Raw genomic sequence first — 16484 nt, forward strand, 5'->3', positions numbered from 1 at the left:
GCGGGACTCAGCCGACGGTGACGACCACCTGGGCGTACCTCGTGAGAGCCGGCGTGCCGTCGTCGGTCACCTCCACCACGACCACCGCGCGCTGACCCGGCTCCGCCGTCGACGGGAGGGTGATCGTCGCCTCGAAGCCGTCCGGCTCCAGCGTGGGCTCGTCGCTCAGCGTGCCGGCCTCCGCGTACACCCACCACCGAGCGGTGAGGGTGTCGCCGTCGGGATCTGTCGCCGTCGCGTAGAGGGTCACCGACGCGCCCGGCGCGAGGGTCGCGTCTGCCGGGCCCGACACCACGGGCGCGTGGTTCGCGCCGCTGTAGTCAGGTGCGATGCCCCAGTCCGCGCGGGCGGCGAAGTCGTTCTGGAAGGCGGCGGTCCAGCGTGCGACCGTGTGCAGACGCTGATCGAGCCCGGCGTGGGGGTTGTGGTCCTCCCCGGCGACGAAGGTGTGCGGGTTCGCCTCTGTGGCCACCAGCCGGCCGCCCCAACCGCCCAGGCTCGGATCCTCGAGGAAACGCAGGCCGGTGGGGATGAGGCACATGAAGGCGGGGGTGTCGCCCTCGCCGGTCCAGTCCAGGCGTTCGAAGCCGCCGATGAGATCGAACATCTTGAATCGCGACGGGTCCTTGGCCATGCCGGGCTGCCAGCCGGGGTTGTCGCCCTCGCCCTCGAAGTAGGTGCCGTCGCCGATCAGGCCGTAGTGGGCGAGCACCGGTCCGTGTCCGTACTTGATGTTGTGCGCCCAGAACTCGGCCCTGTAGTAGGGCATCAGCTCGGGAGACGCGAAGCGGCGGGAGAACGACGTGAACCCGCCGAAGGCTCCGTCGAAGTCGAGCAGCGGGATGTCGGGCCACGCCTCGGCGATGTAGTCGGCGTAGGCGGTGTCCTGCTGGCCGATGCTGAGGATGACCGCCTTGCGGACGACGGCCGCGCGGATCTCCGCCCAGTCGCTTGAGTCGATGTGCTCGAGTTCGATGCTGAGCAGTGCGCGGGCGATCGTGTTGGTCCCGCCCCAGACCTGCAGGTAGAGCGGGCGCGGGTCGTCGTCGAGGAGGGCCGCCTTGATCAGGTTGGACCCCTCGGTGTCGGCGCTGAAGTCGCTCTCGAAAGCGATGTTGCCGACCGCGACGGTGGCCCAGAGGTCGGCGGGGGAGGGGTACGACTGGTCGTGCCGCAGAAGGTTCGGGTAGATCTGGGCGTAGTCCTCGAGGATGATCCGCTCCATCCAGCCCATAGGCTCCCAGCGCCAGGTCAGGGCATCGTCGGAGCGGGCCTCGCTGCCGGCGGTCTCGCCCATGAAGCTGGTGAGCACCCCCGCCTCCTGCGCCTCGCGGAGGGTGTGGAGGCCGTCGCCCTGCCAGTGGTGGACCGACGAGTTGTAGATCAGTCCGACGATGTCCAGCTCGTTGGCGTAGTAGAGGAGCCGCAGGAACGAGTTGATGTCGTCGGCTTCGCTGTCGGTGGTGATGATCGTGCGCGGTAGCGAGGCGCGCGGGACCGACGACTGGGCGGGGATGTGCTGCACCACCTGAGCATAACACTCCGATAGCGAATAGGTATGCAGACTCGCGAGGCTGGTTGGGTGGCGGGAGGGGCTCTGCATCCTGCTATGTAGAGCGCGCCTTCTGTGTATATGCACACTAAGCGCGCTATGGATAGCAGGTTGCAGATGGGAGGCGGTCTCGGCGGGTCTGGAGGATCTTCGTGCGATCCGCGCCGCCGTCGAGGTGCCGATCATCGGCCTGGTGAAGGTGGGCAAGGACGGGGTCTTCATCACCCCGACGTTGGCGGATTGCGTGGAGGTCGCGGAGACCGGGTGCGAGGTTGTCGCGCTCGACGGCACGCGGCGGGCGCGGCCGGACGGGTTGTCGCTGGCGGAGACGGTCGCGGGTTTGAAGGAACGCTTCCCCGAGGTGCTGGTGATGGCGGACTGCGGGTCGGCGGGGGATGCTGTCGCGGCCGAGGAGGCGGGCGCCGACCTGATCGGCACCACGCTGGTGGGCTACTCGGGTGAGCGGCCGAAGACCGACGGCCCGGACTGGGAGGCGGTCGATGAGATGCTCGCCGTGGCAGACCGCCCGCTGATCGTCGAGGGACGCCTGCACACTCCCGACGACGCGGCCGAGGCGATGCGGCGTGGGGCCTGGTCGGTGGTGGTCGGAACCGCGATCACGCACCCCGCGACGCTGACCCGCTGGTTCGCAGAGGCCGTGAACGCAGCCACCGGGCGGCGCTGAGGAGAACGGCGGAGAGGGCGTTCGGTCGCCCTCACCTTGAGGTCGGAGAGTGCTCAGACACTAACGAAAGTTAGGCGGACATTCGCCGCTCACTAGCACGTACGCTTGCGTACACGGACCGGTTTCAGGGCTGAAACACAAACCCCCTAGTGTTCCTCCCGGCACGGTGAGTTCGCCGAAAAGCGGACGGCCGGTCGATCATTTCATTGGGGAGGCTGGGTCTCATGGCTGTGCCGCTGCGCCGTCGTGCCGAGACCGTCGTCGTAGGCGCTCTGACCGTAGCCCTCGGCCTCCTGGCCTTCGTCCACAAAGGTGTCCCGGCCGCTGAGGTGGACCTCAACGACGGCGGCGTCTGGGTGACCAACCAGAGCAAGCTGCTCATCGGGCACCTCAACTACCCCTCCCAGACGCTCGACGGAGGACTGCGATCCGCCTACGCCGGCTTCGACGTGTCGCAGGCGGCCGGTAACGTTCTCGTGCAGAGTCCCGAGGTTGTTCAGCCCCTCGACACCGCCACGGTTGCGTTCACAGGTGAGACCGCCGTGACCGGTCTCGCGGTGGAACATGGGGCAGATCAGGTGCTGTTCGCCGACCCGTCCGAGGGCACAGTGTGGACCTCCACCACCGCCACGGCCGCCGGATTCAGCCCGTCCGCCGAGCCCACCCTCAAGGATCTGGATCAGCCGAGGGTGGCTGTGGGTGTGGACGGCACCGGCTACGTCCTGACCGCCGACGGCGCGGTGCGCACCGTCGAGGGTGCCGGGCAGGAGGCCGCGGTCACCGTGCTCGACTGGGGGATCGAAGGCGGCGTCGGAGTTGACGCTCAGCTCACCGCGTTGGGCGACCAACTCGTCGTCCTCGACGGGACCAGGCTCACCGTCGGCGGCACAACCATCGACGACCCCGCGCTGGCCGACGGCGTGCTTCAGCAGCCGTCAGAGGCGGATTCCGTGGTGGTCGTGGCTACCCCGAGCGCGCTCCTGAAGGTGGACGCCGGGAGCGGCGCGGTCACCAGTCAGGACGTCCCCACCGGCATGCCGGCCGCACCCGTCGCCCTCGACGGATGCGCCTACGGGCTGTGGGGCCAGTCCGGGTTCTACGTGCGCGACTGCGGCCTGCCCGAACTGGACCAGGCAGCCCAGTTCCCGGAGTTGGCCGCCGCCCAGGCGCCGGTCTTCCGGACCAACCGCAAAGTGATCGTCATCAACGACGTCGTGACGGGCGCCACCTATCTGCCGCTCGAGTCGATGCTGCGGGTCGACAACTGGGATCTCATCTCGGCGCAGCTGGACGAGCAGGACAACCAGGAGTCCGAGGAGACGGACCAGACGGAGCTGTCGCAGGTGCAGGAGTTCTCTGAGGAACAGCACCCGCCCGAGGCCGTCGACGACGAACTCGGGGCGCGGGCCGGCTCCGCCACCACGCTGCCTATCCTCCTCAACGATCTGGACATCGACGGCGACGTCCTGACCGCCGTCATCAAGGACGTGCCCTCGGACGTCGGCGTCACGCTCGCCAAGGATGGCCGCGCGGCCCGCATCGAGGTGCCGGCCGGTCGGAGCGGATCGGTCAGCTTCACCTACCAGGCCTTCGACGGCATCGACCTGTCCAACGTGGCCACGGTCAGCGTGAACATCCGACCCGCCGACGGGAATCAGGCCCCGGAGCGCAAGCGGCCGAGCCTGTTGCAGCTGTCGGAGCGGTCCAACGGGGACTACTCGGTGCTGCCGGACTGGGTTGACCCCGACGGCGACCCGATCTTCCTCGAGAACGCCGTCGGGGAAGATGGCCTCAACGTGACCTGGCGGCCCGACGGCTACGTGTCCGTGACGGATCTGGGCACCGGCGGCCCAGGGCGGCGTGTCGTGAACGTGACCGTCAGCGACGGCACGGCCAGCGCGGCCGGCGAACTGGTGGTCCAGGTGTCGCCCGGAGCCTCCAACGTGCCGCCGGTGGCCAACAACGACCACTACGTAGCCACTGTTGGTGAGGCGATCACGCTGCGGCCCCTGTCGAACGACACGGACGCCGACGCTGACGACCTCAAGCTGGTGGAAGTGGGCCCGACGGCCCCGGAGGTGGAGGCCACACCCGACTACGCGGAGAAGAGCATCCAGTTCACCGCCTCGGAACCCGGCAGCCACACGCTGATCTACACGATCAGCGACGGTCCCCACACTGCGAAGGGTCGGATCCGGGTGGACGTCATCGACCCGGCGAATGCCGACGAGCGCCCCGCCGCTGAGAACGACCTCGCGTTGCTGCCGCCGAACGGGTCCGTGGTGGTGGAGCCGCTGGCCAACGACTACGACCCGGCCGGCGGGGTTCTCGTGATCCAAGGCGTGTCCATGGGGTCATCGGAGGGCCTCACCGTCGAGGTGGTGCGGCACTCGCTGCTCCGGGTCTCGTCACCGGCCGGAATCACAGCTCCCCAGACGTTCGAGTACACCGTCAGCAACGGGCGGGCCTCCACCTCGGCCAAGGTCCTGGTGGTGCCGCTCACGGTGAAGTCCACGGTGCAGCCTCCGGTTGCCCTCCCCGAGGAGACAGTGGTGCGGGTGGGCGACATCGTCTCGGTGGACGTGCTCGCCAACGACTATTCACCCTCGGACATGGCCATTAGTTTGCGCCCGGAGCTAGATGTGCGCACGGCCGCGGAGCTGGGCGAGTTCTTCGTCTCGGATGAGCAGGTGCGCTTCCGCGCCGGCCAGGTGGCTGGTTCGGCTGAGGCGATCTACACGATCTCCGACGAGCAGGGCAACGTGGCCTCCTCCACCGTGAGAATCACGGTGCGCGACTTCGACGACCGCAACCAGCAGCCCGTGCCGCGGGCCGTTGAGGCCCGCACTTTCACCGGCTCCACCGTTCGGGTGGCCATCCCCATGGACGGCATCGACCCTGACGGAGACTCTGTGGAGCTCATCGGCGCGTACTCGGCGAAGCAGGGAGCTCCGACAGTCGAAGGCAACTACCTCGTCTACGAGGCGTCCAAGCAGGCCAATGGCACGGACACGTTCAGCTACCGCGTGAAGGACCGCTTCGGTGCCGAGGGCGAGGGGATGGTCCGGATCGGCATCGCTCCGGCCCCCACCAGCAACCAGGCCCCGGTGGCGGTCCCGGACGAGATCGCCTCCAGACCAGGCACCAGGCTGGAGATCCCCGCGACGGTCAACGACGTGGACCCAGACGGCGACACCATCTCGATCGTCGCCGATTCGGTCAAGCCCGTGGACGACCGGTGGGATCCGGTGGCCGAGATCAAGGGTCAGAAGGTGGTGGTGGAGACCCCCGCGGAGAAGGGCGTCTACCAGCTCTACTACTCGATCACCGACGGAGGGGGTGTCCCCGTCGTGGGCGTCGTCACGGTCACCGTCGACGAGAACGTGCCGCCCGTTGCCCCCATCGCGCGAGACGACTACGTACCCGTGAACTCGGTCAACGGGCTCGAGGCCGTCGAGGTGCGCCTGCTGGACAACGACTCGGATCCCGACGGCATGGTCGAGGATGTCGAGGTCACCGTCGAGGCCGGCGAGGTGAAGGGCGGCGTGGCCACCGTGCCGCTGACCGATGACCGGCAGATCGTGCTCTACACCCTGACCGACCGCGATGGTCTGACGGCCAAGGCCGCCATCGTGGTGCCCGGACGCGACCAGATCCCGCCGCAGCTGGACCGTGCAAAGATTCCCGCGACGGTCAAGGGCGGCGAGACCCTCACCATCGACTTCGACAGCTTCGTGCTCACCCGCCCGGACCACTCGGCCAAGCTGACCGGCGTGGACACCGTGGTGGCGGGCCCGGGCGGCAGCACGGAGGACCCGCAGCTCGGGTTGACCGTTGTCGACGACACCACGATCACGTTCACGCCGGACAAGCTGTTCATCGGGGCCACGTCGGTGTCGTTCCAGGTCACCGACGGCGAGACGCTCGACGACCCCCGCGGGCTGACCGCAACGCTCAGCCTGCCGATCACAGTGGAATCGTCCGGGCTCTTTCCTCCGGAGCTCCGCCCGAGCGCGATCGTGGTCGCCAAGGGCGAAGACCCTGTCGAGGTGTCGCTGGGTGCGATGGTGGAGGACCCGGACCCGGGTGACAACGAGAAGATGGCGTTCGCGGTGAAGTCGGTCACCTCGCCCGTGGAGGCGACGGTGGTGGGGCAGACCGTCCTCGTCTCAGTCCCGGCCGAGACCCCCGTCGGGACGTCGGGCAGCATCGTGGTGAGCGTCCACGACGGCACCACCGAGCCACTGGAGATGACCCTGCCGGTGACCGTGGCGCCCTCCACGAGGCCGCTGATGATGGTGACCGACATCACCGAGAACGAGGGACGTGTCGGGGCCACGTCGACCTTCGACCTGTCCGAGGTCATCACCAACCCCTTCGCGGACCGTGGGGGCGACGTCGTCCTCGTCGGGCAGCCGGCCGTGACCGGACCGGCCACCGTGTCCGCGAGCGGGCTCACCGTCAGCGTGACCCCCACGGACTCCGGGGCCGCCTCGGACTCCGCGGAGAACGTGGTGGTCACCTACCGGGTGGCCGACGACACCCGCGACGCCGCACGCGAACGGACCGGCAGGATCACGCTGACCGTCAAGGACACCCCGAAGGCGCCCGTCAACGTGGCGGCCGAGGCCCTGGGGTCGAAGACCGCGCGGGTCACCTGGAGCCATTCGGGTTGGCGGGGGGGAACCCCGAAGGGATTCACCGTCTACTGGAGCGGTGGGAGCAAGTTCTGCGGGCTGCAGACAAGCTGCGACATCGACACGCTGCCCAACAACAACACCTACCAGTTCACGGTGCGGGCCGAGGTCACGGAGGGTGACATCACCCCCTCGCCGGACTCGGCGCCCAGCAACGAGATCTTCATCGACGTGCTGCCCAACACGCCGGCGGCCCCCACGGCCACCTTCGGCGACCGCCAGATCGACCTGACCTGGCCCGTCACCACCGTCCCCGACGGCGGGTCTCCGGTGACGAAATACAAGGTCAGCATCATCCCCGCGGACGCCAGCGGCCGCACCCAGCAGGAGGTTGCGGGCACCTCGTTGACGTGGGCCAACCTCAACAACGGCACCGCCTACCAGTTCAGCGTCACGGCGCACAACAAGCTGACCGAGCTCGACCCCCGGGTGACGGCACCGCAGGGACCCGAGTCGGCGCCCGAGATTCCGGCCGGCGCGCCGGCCAACCAGGGCGCTCCCAGCGTGGTCAAGGACACGGCCGCGGCCGGCGTGACCCCCAGAGCGAACGTGTCGTGGGGCGCTCCGGCGAACCCCAACGGGGACACCAGTTTCACCTTCGAGATGCGCCAGAGTGGAACCACCTCGCTGCTCTACACGGGCAGCGGGACCTCGACCTACATCACCATGGCCGTGGGCACCGAGGACAAGACCTTCGAGGTGCGCAGCACCAACAAGTCGGGGCTCTGGAGCTCCTGGTCGCCCGCGTCCAACGCGGTGCGCGCCTTCCAGCCACCCGGCGCCCCCACGAGCTTCAGCCTCACCCCCACCGGCGACGGCACCCGTGCGCGCTTCGACTTCGGGGCCGCGGCAGGCAACGGTGCGCGCCCCGCGGAGATCAGCTACCGCTGGAGCGCGGGCGGCTCATCCGGCACGGTGAGCACCGGCCAGATCGTCGACAGCGGGGCATTCCCGCTCGGCAACACGGTCACGGTGCAGCTGACGGCCATCAGCACGGTCAACGGCGAGACCGCCCAAGGCGGTTCCGCCTCCGCCACCGTCAACACCTACGCGCCTCCCGCGGCCCCGTCGGTGAGTGCCGGGCGCGCGGGCGACGGCAACGTCGACCTCTCGTGGAGCATGGGCGGCAGCAGCAACGGCCGTCCGGTCACCACCGTCGTGGTGGACACCTCGCAGAACACCCGCGACGGCAACCAGACCCTGTCCGGCAGCACCCGCGAGGGCACCGGCCCGGACCAGACCATCTGCATCACCGCCTACTCGGTCAACAGCGAAGGCCAGCGGAGCGGGTCGGTGCAGCAGTGCGCGACGACGCGGGGCAAGGGCACGGCGGCCGTCACGCATGGCGGCGACTCGGGGACCTGCCCTTGGGGTGGTGAGAGCTGCGACTGGATCAACATCACCCTATCCACGTGGTACCCGAACTCTGATGTCACGTGCACTCTGGGAGCCGCGGGCTCCGGGGGAAGCGGGAGCTACACCCAGACATTCCGCGTCGACGGCAACGGCAACTGGGGGCCGGGGCGGTTCCTCAACCTTGAGATAGCGAAGAACTTCGAGACGGCTCCTCAAGACGCAACGGGCGACTGCCACTACTAGCGACCACCACACAGGCAGAAAGCGAACAACACGTATGACCATGACCCCCGAACACGCCGCCTTCTTCGCGGACATGTTCCAGCGGCTCACCGACAACGTCGGCCAGGCCCTGCTGGGCAAGGCCCCGGTGATCCGGCTGGCGCTGACCTGCATGCTCGCCGAGGGCCACCTCCTGCTTGAGGACACCCCCGGCACCGGCAAGACCGCGCTCGCCCGCGCTATCGCGGCCTCCGTCCACGGCAGCCACAACCGGATCCAGTTCACCCCGGACCTGCTGCCCTCGGATATCACCGGCATCACGATGTTCGACCAGTCGACGGGCCGGTGGACGTTCCACCGCGGGCCGATCTTCAGCTCGATCGTGCTCGCCGACGAGATCAACCGCGCCTCGCCGAAGACCCAGTCGGCGCTGCTGGAGGTCATGGAGGAGTCGCACGTCACCGTCGACGGCCAGCGCTACGCCACGGAGCGGCCGTTCATGGTCATCGCGACGCAGAACCCCGTCGAGCAGGCCGGCACCTACAAGCTGCCCGAGGCGCAACTGGACCGGTTCCTCATGAAGACCTCCGTGGGCTACCCCGCGCGGGAGGCCGCGCTCCAGGTGCTGGCCGGCTCAGCCCAGCCGGACCGGTCCAAGAACCTCACTCCGGTCATCGCGCAGCAGGCGGTGGCCGAGATGATCGATTCCGTGCGCGACAACTACGTCGACGTGGCGGTGCTGGATTACGTGCATCGCCTGGTGGAGGCCACCCGCGACGATGCCGACACGTCCATGGGGGTCTCCACGCGAGGCGCCATCGCCATGGTGCGCGCCGCCCGGGTGTGGGCCGCCGCGCACGGCCGCAACTACGTCCTGCCCGACGATGTGAAGGTGCTCGCTGCCTCGGTCTGGACGCACCGGCTCATCATGTCGCCGGAGGCCGAGTTCGCGGGCACCAAGGACACCGACGTGATCGCGCGGGCGCTCGCCGCCGTCGAGTCGCCCGTGGCCCGGATGGCCAGCTGACCAGTGTCCCGATTCACACGGCTTCTTCCTCTCGGCCTCCCCGGCCGGCTCCGCGCCCTCGCCTGGGGCGCGGCGCGGCATCCCGTCGTGGCCAGCATCACCCCCATCGGGTGGGCGCTGATCCTGGGCGGCGCGGGCGCGGGCTGGCTCGGTTGGAGCGAGGGGTGGTTGGAGTTCCGGGCGTTGTCGACCATGGCCGCGGTGGTGCTGCTCGTCGCCCTCGTCACCATTCTGGGGCGCCGTGAGCACGAGGTGCTGCTGGAACTGCACCGGCCGCGCGTCCAGGCGGGCGGCGAGGCCTTGGGTCGGGTGCTGGTCACGACGGCGGGCGGCAAGTCTTCGGGCCCGGCCACGCTGGAGTTCCCCGTCGGTAAGGCGGTGGCCTCGTTCCGGGTGGGGGCACTTGCCGTCGGCGACGAGCACGAGGAGATGTTCACCGTCCCCACCCGCCGTCGCGGGATCATCACGCTGGGCCCGGTGCGCTCGGTCCAGGTGGACCCCATCGGGGCCGTCAGCCGACAGAAAGTGCTGGCCCCGGCCACCGAGCTGTACATCCATCCGAGGATCACCCACGTCGACGCCGCGGCGGTGGGGGTGCTGAGGGACGTCGAGGGGGTCACCACCTCCAATCTATCCTCCTCGGATGTCTCGTTCCACGCGCTGCGGGAGTACGTCCCTGGCGACGACCGGCGTTCCATCCACTGGCGCACGACCGCCCGGACGGGCAAGCTCATGGTCCGCCAGTTCGAGGAGACGATGCGTGCCCACCTGCTGGTCATGCTGTCCACGGTCGCGGCCGACTACGAGACTGAGGACGACTTCGAGCTGGCCGTGTCCGTGGCCGGGTCGCTCGCCGCGTCGGCGCTGCGCGACGACCGTCAGGTCAGCGTGTACACCTCGGTGGGGGAGCTCCGTTTTCCCAACCTGCTGGGCATGCTCGACAGGCTCTCCGGCGTGACGCTCGGCAGCACGGGCCTCACGATGCGGGAACTCACAGCCAGGTACGGGTCGATCCCCGGCCTGTCGGTGGCGGCGTTCGTCACCGGAACGACGAGCCCCGCGGATCTCCGTGCAGCCCAGCTGGCGCTGTCGCCCAGCATCTATCCGTTCGCGGTCAGGTGCTCCGGCTCGGGGGAGCTGGCCCGACGCAGGGTCGGCGACCTGGTGATCCTCGACATCGCCGGCCTGGCTGACCTGCGCCCAGCAGTCAGGAGCCTGGTGTGAAGCGCCCGCCCGCCTTCTCGCTCTCCCGCGCCCTGGGCGCCTGGGCGCTGCTGCTCCCGGGGGTCGTCGCCTTTCAGCCCGCCTTCGGCGGTCTTCGCGGGTATGCGGCCGCCTTCGTCGGCATCACGGTGGGCGCCGCGATCGCACTCGTCGCGGCCCGTTTCCGCTGGTCCACCGCGCTGTGGTTCGCGGCTCTGCTCGGGTCCTACCTCCTCATCGGCGGACCCTTGGTGCTCCCGGAGACGATGATCGCTGGGGTCATCCCCTCGCTGGAGACCCTCCGCCGGCTGGTGCTGCTGATCTTCCAGGGCTGGATGGATCTGCTCACCGTCGCCACTCCGGCCGGAGACCTGTCCGGCCCGGCGGCCGTGCCGCTGCTCGCCGGCCTGCTGTTCGGCGCGGCAACCATGGGCGTCGTCCGGCTGACCCGCGCGGTGGTGTGGCCGCTGCTGCTGCCGCTCGGCTGGCTGGCGATGAGCATCGCGTTCGGAGTGCGGAGCGCACCCACGGCCGCCTGGCTGGGCGCCGCACTGGGGGCCGGCCTGCTGGTGTGGCTGACGGCGCACCGGTTGAGTCGCAGCCGTGCGGTCAACTCCGAGATCCTCGTGCGTCGCGACCACGGGATGTCCCGCGCGACCGCGAAGGTGCTCTCCGCGGGCCTCGTGATCGCCCTCGCCACCGTGGCGGCCGTGGGCGTCAACCTGCTCACGGGGGACCGGGTCAATCGCCAGGTCCTGCGCGACAACGTCGCCCCTCCGCTGAACCTGCAGGAGTACGCCAGCCCGCTCACCCGGTACCGGCTGTACGAGGGGTCGCTCAAGGACGAGGTGCTGTTCCGCGTGTCGGGCATGCCGGAGGGTAGCCGGCTGCGCCTCGCCGTCCTCGACACCTGGGACGGCACTGTTTTCAACGTCTCGCAGGCCAGCAGCCAGTACCTGCGGTCCGGGCGCGAACTGCCGTGGACGCCCGCTGCCGACCCGGCGAGGGCAGAGGTCACCGTCGTGGGTTACGACGACGTGTGGGTGCCGTCGTTCGGCGACTCCAGCAGCATCGAGTTCTCCGGCGACCGGGCCACGGCCCAGGCCCGCGGCCTCTACTACAACCGGACCACCCATCAGGCGCTGACCACCGGACGGCTGGCCGAGGGGACGGCGCTCATCGTCGACGCGGTGGCGGTGGTTCTCCAAGACGAGGCTGAGCGGGAGGCACTGGCCGAAGCAGGCATCGGGCGGTCCGCGCTCGCCGAGGTGTCGCGGGTGCCGGACGTCCTGGTGAAGGCGGCCACGGACTGGACTTCTGAGGCGACCAGCGCGTACGGGCAGCTTGAGCTCATCGCGGAGAGGCTGCGGGCCGAGGGCTTCTACTCCGACGGATCGGATGGGAAATCGCGCTCAGGGCACACCGCCGAACGCCTCGCGACGATGTTCAACCAGCCTCAGTGGGTCGGCGACGACGAGCAGTACGCCACCGCGATGGCCCTGATGGCGACGCAGCTCGGCATCCCGGTCCGGGTGGTGATGGGGTTCCATCCCCTCGAGGGCGACGCGCCCACCGAGGAGTGGGACGTCACCGGCACGCAGGCACACGTGTGGGTCGAGGCGAGCCTCGATGGAGCCGGATGGGTGGCGTTCGACCCCACGCCGGACCGCGACAAGGTGCCGCAGACCGATGTCCCGCGCCCGAAGCCCAAGCCCAAGCCGCAGGTGGATCCGCCTCCGAACCCGCCCGAGAAGCTCCCCGACGAGCCGATCGTGGCGGACGAGAGCGCCGTCAACGTGGATGAGGAGGACGACGGCGAGTCGAACCTCGGGCTCATCCTCATAATCATCGGCGCGGCGGCCGGCGGCCTGCTGCTGGCGGCCAGCCCATTCCTCCTCATCGGCGCACTCAAGGCGAGCCGTGCGAAGAAGCGCCGCACCAGCGGCGAGGTTGCCGACCAGATCGCCGGGGCCTGGGAGGAGATCGTCGACAGGGCCCGCGACCTTGGCCACTCGGCCCCGAGCACCTGGACGCGGCGAGAGGCCGCCGCCACCCTGCAGCAGAGCTACCCCGGCCTCCCGGTTGAGCCGGTTGCCCACCGGATCGACGCGTCGATCTTCGGAGCCGGGTCGCCCGCCCGGCAGGAGAGTGACCATGTGTGGGGGGAGGTCGACGTCCTCCGGGGCGCGCTTCTGGCCACCCGGCCGTGGTACGCGCGCCCAGCCGCGCTGTTCTCCACCCGATCACTGCGACGACGAGCCCCGCAGTCTCGCCTGAAGCGCGCCCCGCGGGCGCCACGTGAGTGGGGCGCGTGGGCACTGCGCCCCCGCCGCTCCGCACCACCGAAGAACGAGCCGGCGTCAGCCAACCCCACAGCTCGACGCGCCCGAAGCGGCGTCGTCCCCGAAGAGAAGGAATCCTGATGCGCACGCAGTACGGGAACGTGACCGCCGCTCCGGTCGACGTGGGTCGGCGGGTGATGGCTCGTCTCATCGTCGGAGCATTCGGACTCGCGGCCAACTTCATCCCAGCGATCGCCCAAGGCGTGGGCGGGGCGAACTCGTCGATCACAATCGTGAGCGTCGTCGCGGTGTTCGCTCTGGTGGCCTGGCAGCTGGTCCTGTTCGTCACGGCCTCCACCAACCTGGGCGGCTTCTTCCTCAAGTTCCGCTACATCCGAACCGATACCGGCGCGGACGCGAAGGCGATGGTGATGCTGAAGTACCTGGTCCAGGGCGTCTTCGAGATCACCACCCTGGGTCTGGGACTGATCTCCTACCTGGTCAGCTATCGCGACGGGCAGCACTGGCTGGACCGCGCCTTCAAGCTGGCCGCGGTGCACAACGCCTCGGTGGAGGTCCTCTCCGTCTCTGGGGCGGGGATGGTCGTCGCCCCACCGTCGCAGCCGCGCGTCCTGCCGGTGCAGATGCCGCAGCCGCCCGCACCGAGGACCTCGAACTTCACCGGCCAGATGCCCGAGCCGTCCTGGCCGGCCGCCCAGCAGCCGCTGCAGCACGCAGCGTCCACTCCGGGTCAGTCGTTCGGTGGGGCCGGGCACGCGCAGCCCCCGTCGCCAGAACCGATGCCTGGGATGGTGCCCGCGGCCCCCGATCAGCCCGAACCGGTACCCGCATCGCCGTTCGCCCCTGCGAACCCGTGGGCGATGCCGGTCCAGGGCGAGGAGCCCGCCAGAGCACCTCAGCCCGCGCACCTCCCTGACCAGGTGCCTGTCTACTCCGCGCCGCATCCGGTCCAACATTCCTCGGAGCCCGACTTCGCCGTTGCCGAGCCCCAGCGGCCCGCCGCCCCGTCGCTCCTCAACGACGAGACCGTCGTGGACTCTGACCCGGCCGTCGCTGAAGTGGTCCTCGACGATGGTCAGCGGATCCCCGTGGACGCGCCCGTGGTCCTGGGACGCAACCCCTCTCCTCCGCCGGCCTACCCTTTCGCGCGGTGCGTCCCGGTGGTTGACGAGTCCATGCGGCTGTCCAAGACCCACCTCGTTCTGGTCCCCGCCGATGGTGGCGTCGGTGTGTACGACGCGGGTGCCACCAACGGCGTGCACGTGGAAGTGGACGGCTCACGGACGCGCCTGCCGGTCGCGGAGATTCATCCCATACCCGAGGGCGCTGTCATCCACTTCGGTGGGCGATCACTCCAGGTGTCGCAGTGACCCAGCCCGAGATGGCGGTGCGGTTCGGTGCCGTCACCCACCAGGGCCTCGTGCGATCGAGCAACGAGGACTCCTACCTCACCGTGCCGCCGGTATTCATGGTTGCTGACGGCATGGGCGGTCACAGCCAGGGCGAGGCCGCGTCGCGCGCTGTGGCTGACAGCTTCCTCGAACTGTCTGCACAGGAATGGCTCTCATCGAATGATCTGGTGGACGCGGTGGACCGTGCCGCCACCGTCGTGATGGGCCTGCCCTCCACCGGGCGCGCCCCGGGCTCCACGCTGTCCGGGGTGGGGATGTCGCTGCAGGGCGGGATGCCGTGCTGGTTGGTGTTCAACATCGGAGATTCGCGCACGCACCTCCTCCGCGACGGGGAGCTGACCCAGATCAGCGTCGATCACTCCGCCGCCGCCCGAGCCGCCGCCGCGGGGGCGGCTCCTGTGGCCCGAAACGTCATCACTCGGGCGCTCGGGGCCGGGCTCAGCAAGCCGATCGCGGATCAGTGGCTCATCCCGGCCGCGGACGGGGACCGGATCCTCGTGTGCTCCGACGGGCTCAGCAACGACGTGTCCGCGGAGCTCATCGCGGCCACCCTGCTCACCGTCGCCGACCCGCGAGAGGCCGCCGATTCCCTTGTTCAGGCTGCGCTGAACGCCGGTGGCCACGACAACGTGACCGCTGTGGTCGTGGACTGTGACCGCGTGGTGTCGACGGCCACCGCAGGGTCGGGCCTCGATGATTCGACCGTCTCTCCAGACGACGACACTGTCCCTGAATGGGCGGACGAGTCATGACGGCGGAGCGGGCCGTCCCGCGATGGGAGGCCGGAGGCATGCTGGCCATCGCATGGCCCGGCGGAGTCGCGCTCGTCGATGCCTCCGTCGGGGTGAGCAGCGCGGAGCGAATCTGGAGCCGGTTGCACCGGGACTCGAAACTGGGCACGTTCCTCAAGACCCTGGCAGAAACCTCCGAGGCCGGTTTCCTGGACCTGCCCCCCTTCGCGGTCGCCGTGGCCGACGGCGGCCGTTGGCACATCGCTGTGCGGGGCCCGGTGCCTCTTGAGGTCCAGTTGGACGATCGTGTGGAGTCGCTGACCGGGGAGGGCATCACCACCTGGGCCGAGCGGGTGCTCGCATCGCCGCAGGGGGTGCGCCTGGGCGCCGAGCCGGGTGCCGGACCCTCGGGGCCGATCACTGACGGCGTCGTGCCGGCGGGAGGCATCCATTTCGGTGAGTTCGCCTCAGGGCCCCATCCGGAGGGACGGCTGCGCGCTGAGCCGGTGTCAGTGGAGGCCCCGCGAAGCGAGGATGCGGTCGGCGAGCAGGCCGGCCCGCAGCCCGAGGCGTCGGAGCCGGCTCCTGCACCGTCCGAGTTGACCACCGCCCAGGAGACGCTGGCCGAGGACGACCTCGTAGTGCCGGTGGTCGCGACTCAGGAAGAGAACAAGTACGCATCGCTCTGGGACCACTCGATCGCCCTCGACGTCGAGGCCGCAGCCATCAGGCCGGAGGCCGAGGAGGCATCCGCCGTCGCCGTAGCTCCCGTCGATCTGCTCGGCGGCGACACCGTCGTCGACGAAGGGGTGGTCGAGGTGCAGATGGTCGCCCCGGTCTCCGCGGGGCCCCAGGTACTGGCCAGGTTCTGCGACCGTGGACACGCGAACCCGCCCGAGCGGGCCACGTGCTTTGTGTGCGGATCCGAGGTAGCCGGGGAGGCGCGCCGCGCCCCTCGGCCGCAGCTGGGTTGGCTCCGGATCGAAGGTGGGGAGACCATCCCGCTCCGGGGCCCCATCATCGCGGGCCGCAACCCCCAGTCCAACGTCCTCAAACTCGACGAGACCCCACGGCTGGTGGCCCTGCCTCATCCGCATGTGTCCGGCACCCATCTCGCCATCCTCATCGAGGGGTGGCGGATCTTGGCGCGGGACCTGCGCAGCAGTAACGGCACCTACCTGAGACGACACGGAAAGCCGCCGGTCAGGCTTCCGGAGACCCCGGTGCCACTGGTGCCCGGGGACCTGATCGACCTGGGCAAGGGGCTCTACATCCATCTCGACAGGACCCCCTGAC

The 16484-nt window shown here is 69.6% G+C and carries 9 protein-coding genes; 8 read left to right on the forward strand and 1 reads right to left on the reverse strand.

Features of this window, described 5'->3' with window-relative positions:
* Positions 1 to 7: 7 nt before the first annotated feature.
* Positions 8 to 1525, reverse strand: coding sequence for a DUF1593 domain-containing protein (locus tag ACZK39_RS14075; RefSeq protein ID WP_463613653.1), 1518 nt, complete (start codon positions 1523 to 1525; stop codon positions 8 to 10).
* A gap of 166 nt (positions 1526 to 1691) precedes the next feature.
* On the opposite strand from ACZK39_RS14075, the gene ACZK39_RS14080 reads away from it, so the two are divergent.
* The 8 genes from ACZK39_RS14080 (at position 1692) to ACZK39_RS14115 (ending at position 16483) form a co-directional block, all read left to right on the forward strand.
* Complete coding sequence (locus tag ACZK39_RS14080; protein ID WP_463613715.1) at positions 1692 to 2237, forward strand: N-acetylmannosamine-6-phosphate 2-epimerase; 546 nt, start codon at positions 1692 to 1694, stop codon at positions 2235 to 2237.
* Positions 2238 to 2461: 224 nt separating this feature from the next.
* Positions 2462 to 8533 carry an Ig-like domain-containing protein gene (locus ACZK39_RS14085; RefSeq protein WP_463613654.1) on the forward strand — a complete coding sequence of 2024 codons (6072 nt, stop codon included), beginning with the start codon at positions 2462 to 2464 and terminating at the stop codon, positions 8531 to 8533.
* A gap of 40 nt (positions 8534 to 8573) precedes the next feature.
* On the forward strand, positions 8574 to 9539 hold the full coding sequence (locus ACZK39_RS14090) for an AAA family ATPase (protein WP_463613655.1): 966 nt from the start codon (positions 8574 to 8576) through the stop codon (positions 9537 to 9539).
* Between the two features lie 3 nt (positions 9540 to 9542).
* Entirely contained in the window at positions 9543 to 10763 is a 1221-nt protein-coding gene (locus ACZK39_RS14095; protein WP_463613656.1) for a DUF58 domain-containing protein, read from the forward strand.
* Positions 10760 to 13165: a transglutaminase TgpA family protein gene (locus tag ACZK39_RS14100; RefSeq protein WP_463613657.1), complete on the forward strand. Its 2406-nt coding sequence runs from the start codon at positions 10760 to 10762 to the stop codon at positions 13163 to 13165. Before ACZK39_RS14095 ends, ACZK39_RS14100 begins: the two co-directional genes overlap by 4 nt.
* On the forward strand, positions 13165 to 14415 hold the full coding sequence (locus ACZK39_RS14105; protein ID WP_463613658.1) for an FHA domain-containing protein: 1251 nt from the start codon (positions 13165 to 13167) through the stop codon (positions 14413 to 14415). Before ACZK39_RS14100 ends, ACZK39_RS14105 begins: the two co-directional genes overlap by 1 nt.
* Entirely contained in the window at positions 14412 to 15209 is a 798-nt protein-coding gene (locus tag ACZK39_RS14110; protein WP_459056061.1) for a PP2C family protein-serine/threonine phosphatase, read from the forward strand. The genes ACZK39_RS14105 and ACZK39_RS14110 overlap by 4 nt, the downstream gene beginning before the upstream one ends.
* Entirely contained in the window at positions 15191 to 16483 is a 1293-nt protein-coding gene (locus tag ACZK39_RS14115) for an FHA domain-containing protein (RefSeq protein WP_463613659.1), read from the forward strand. Before ACZK39_RS14110 ends, ACZK39_RS14115 begins: the two co-directional genes overlap by 19 nt.
* The last annotated feature ends 1 nt before the right edge of the window (position 16484 follow it).

It is taken from the genome of Tessaracoccus luoxuelianae, assembly GCF_055326245.1.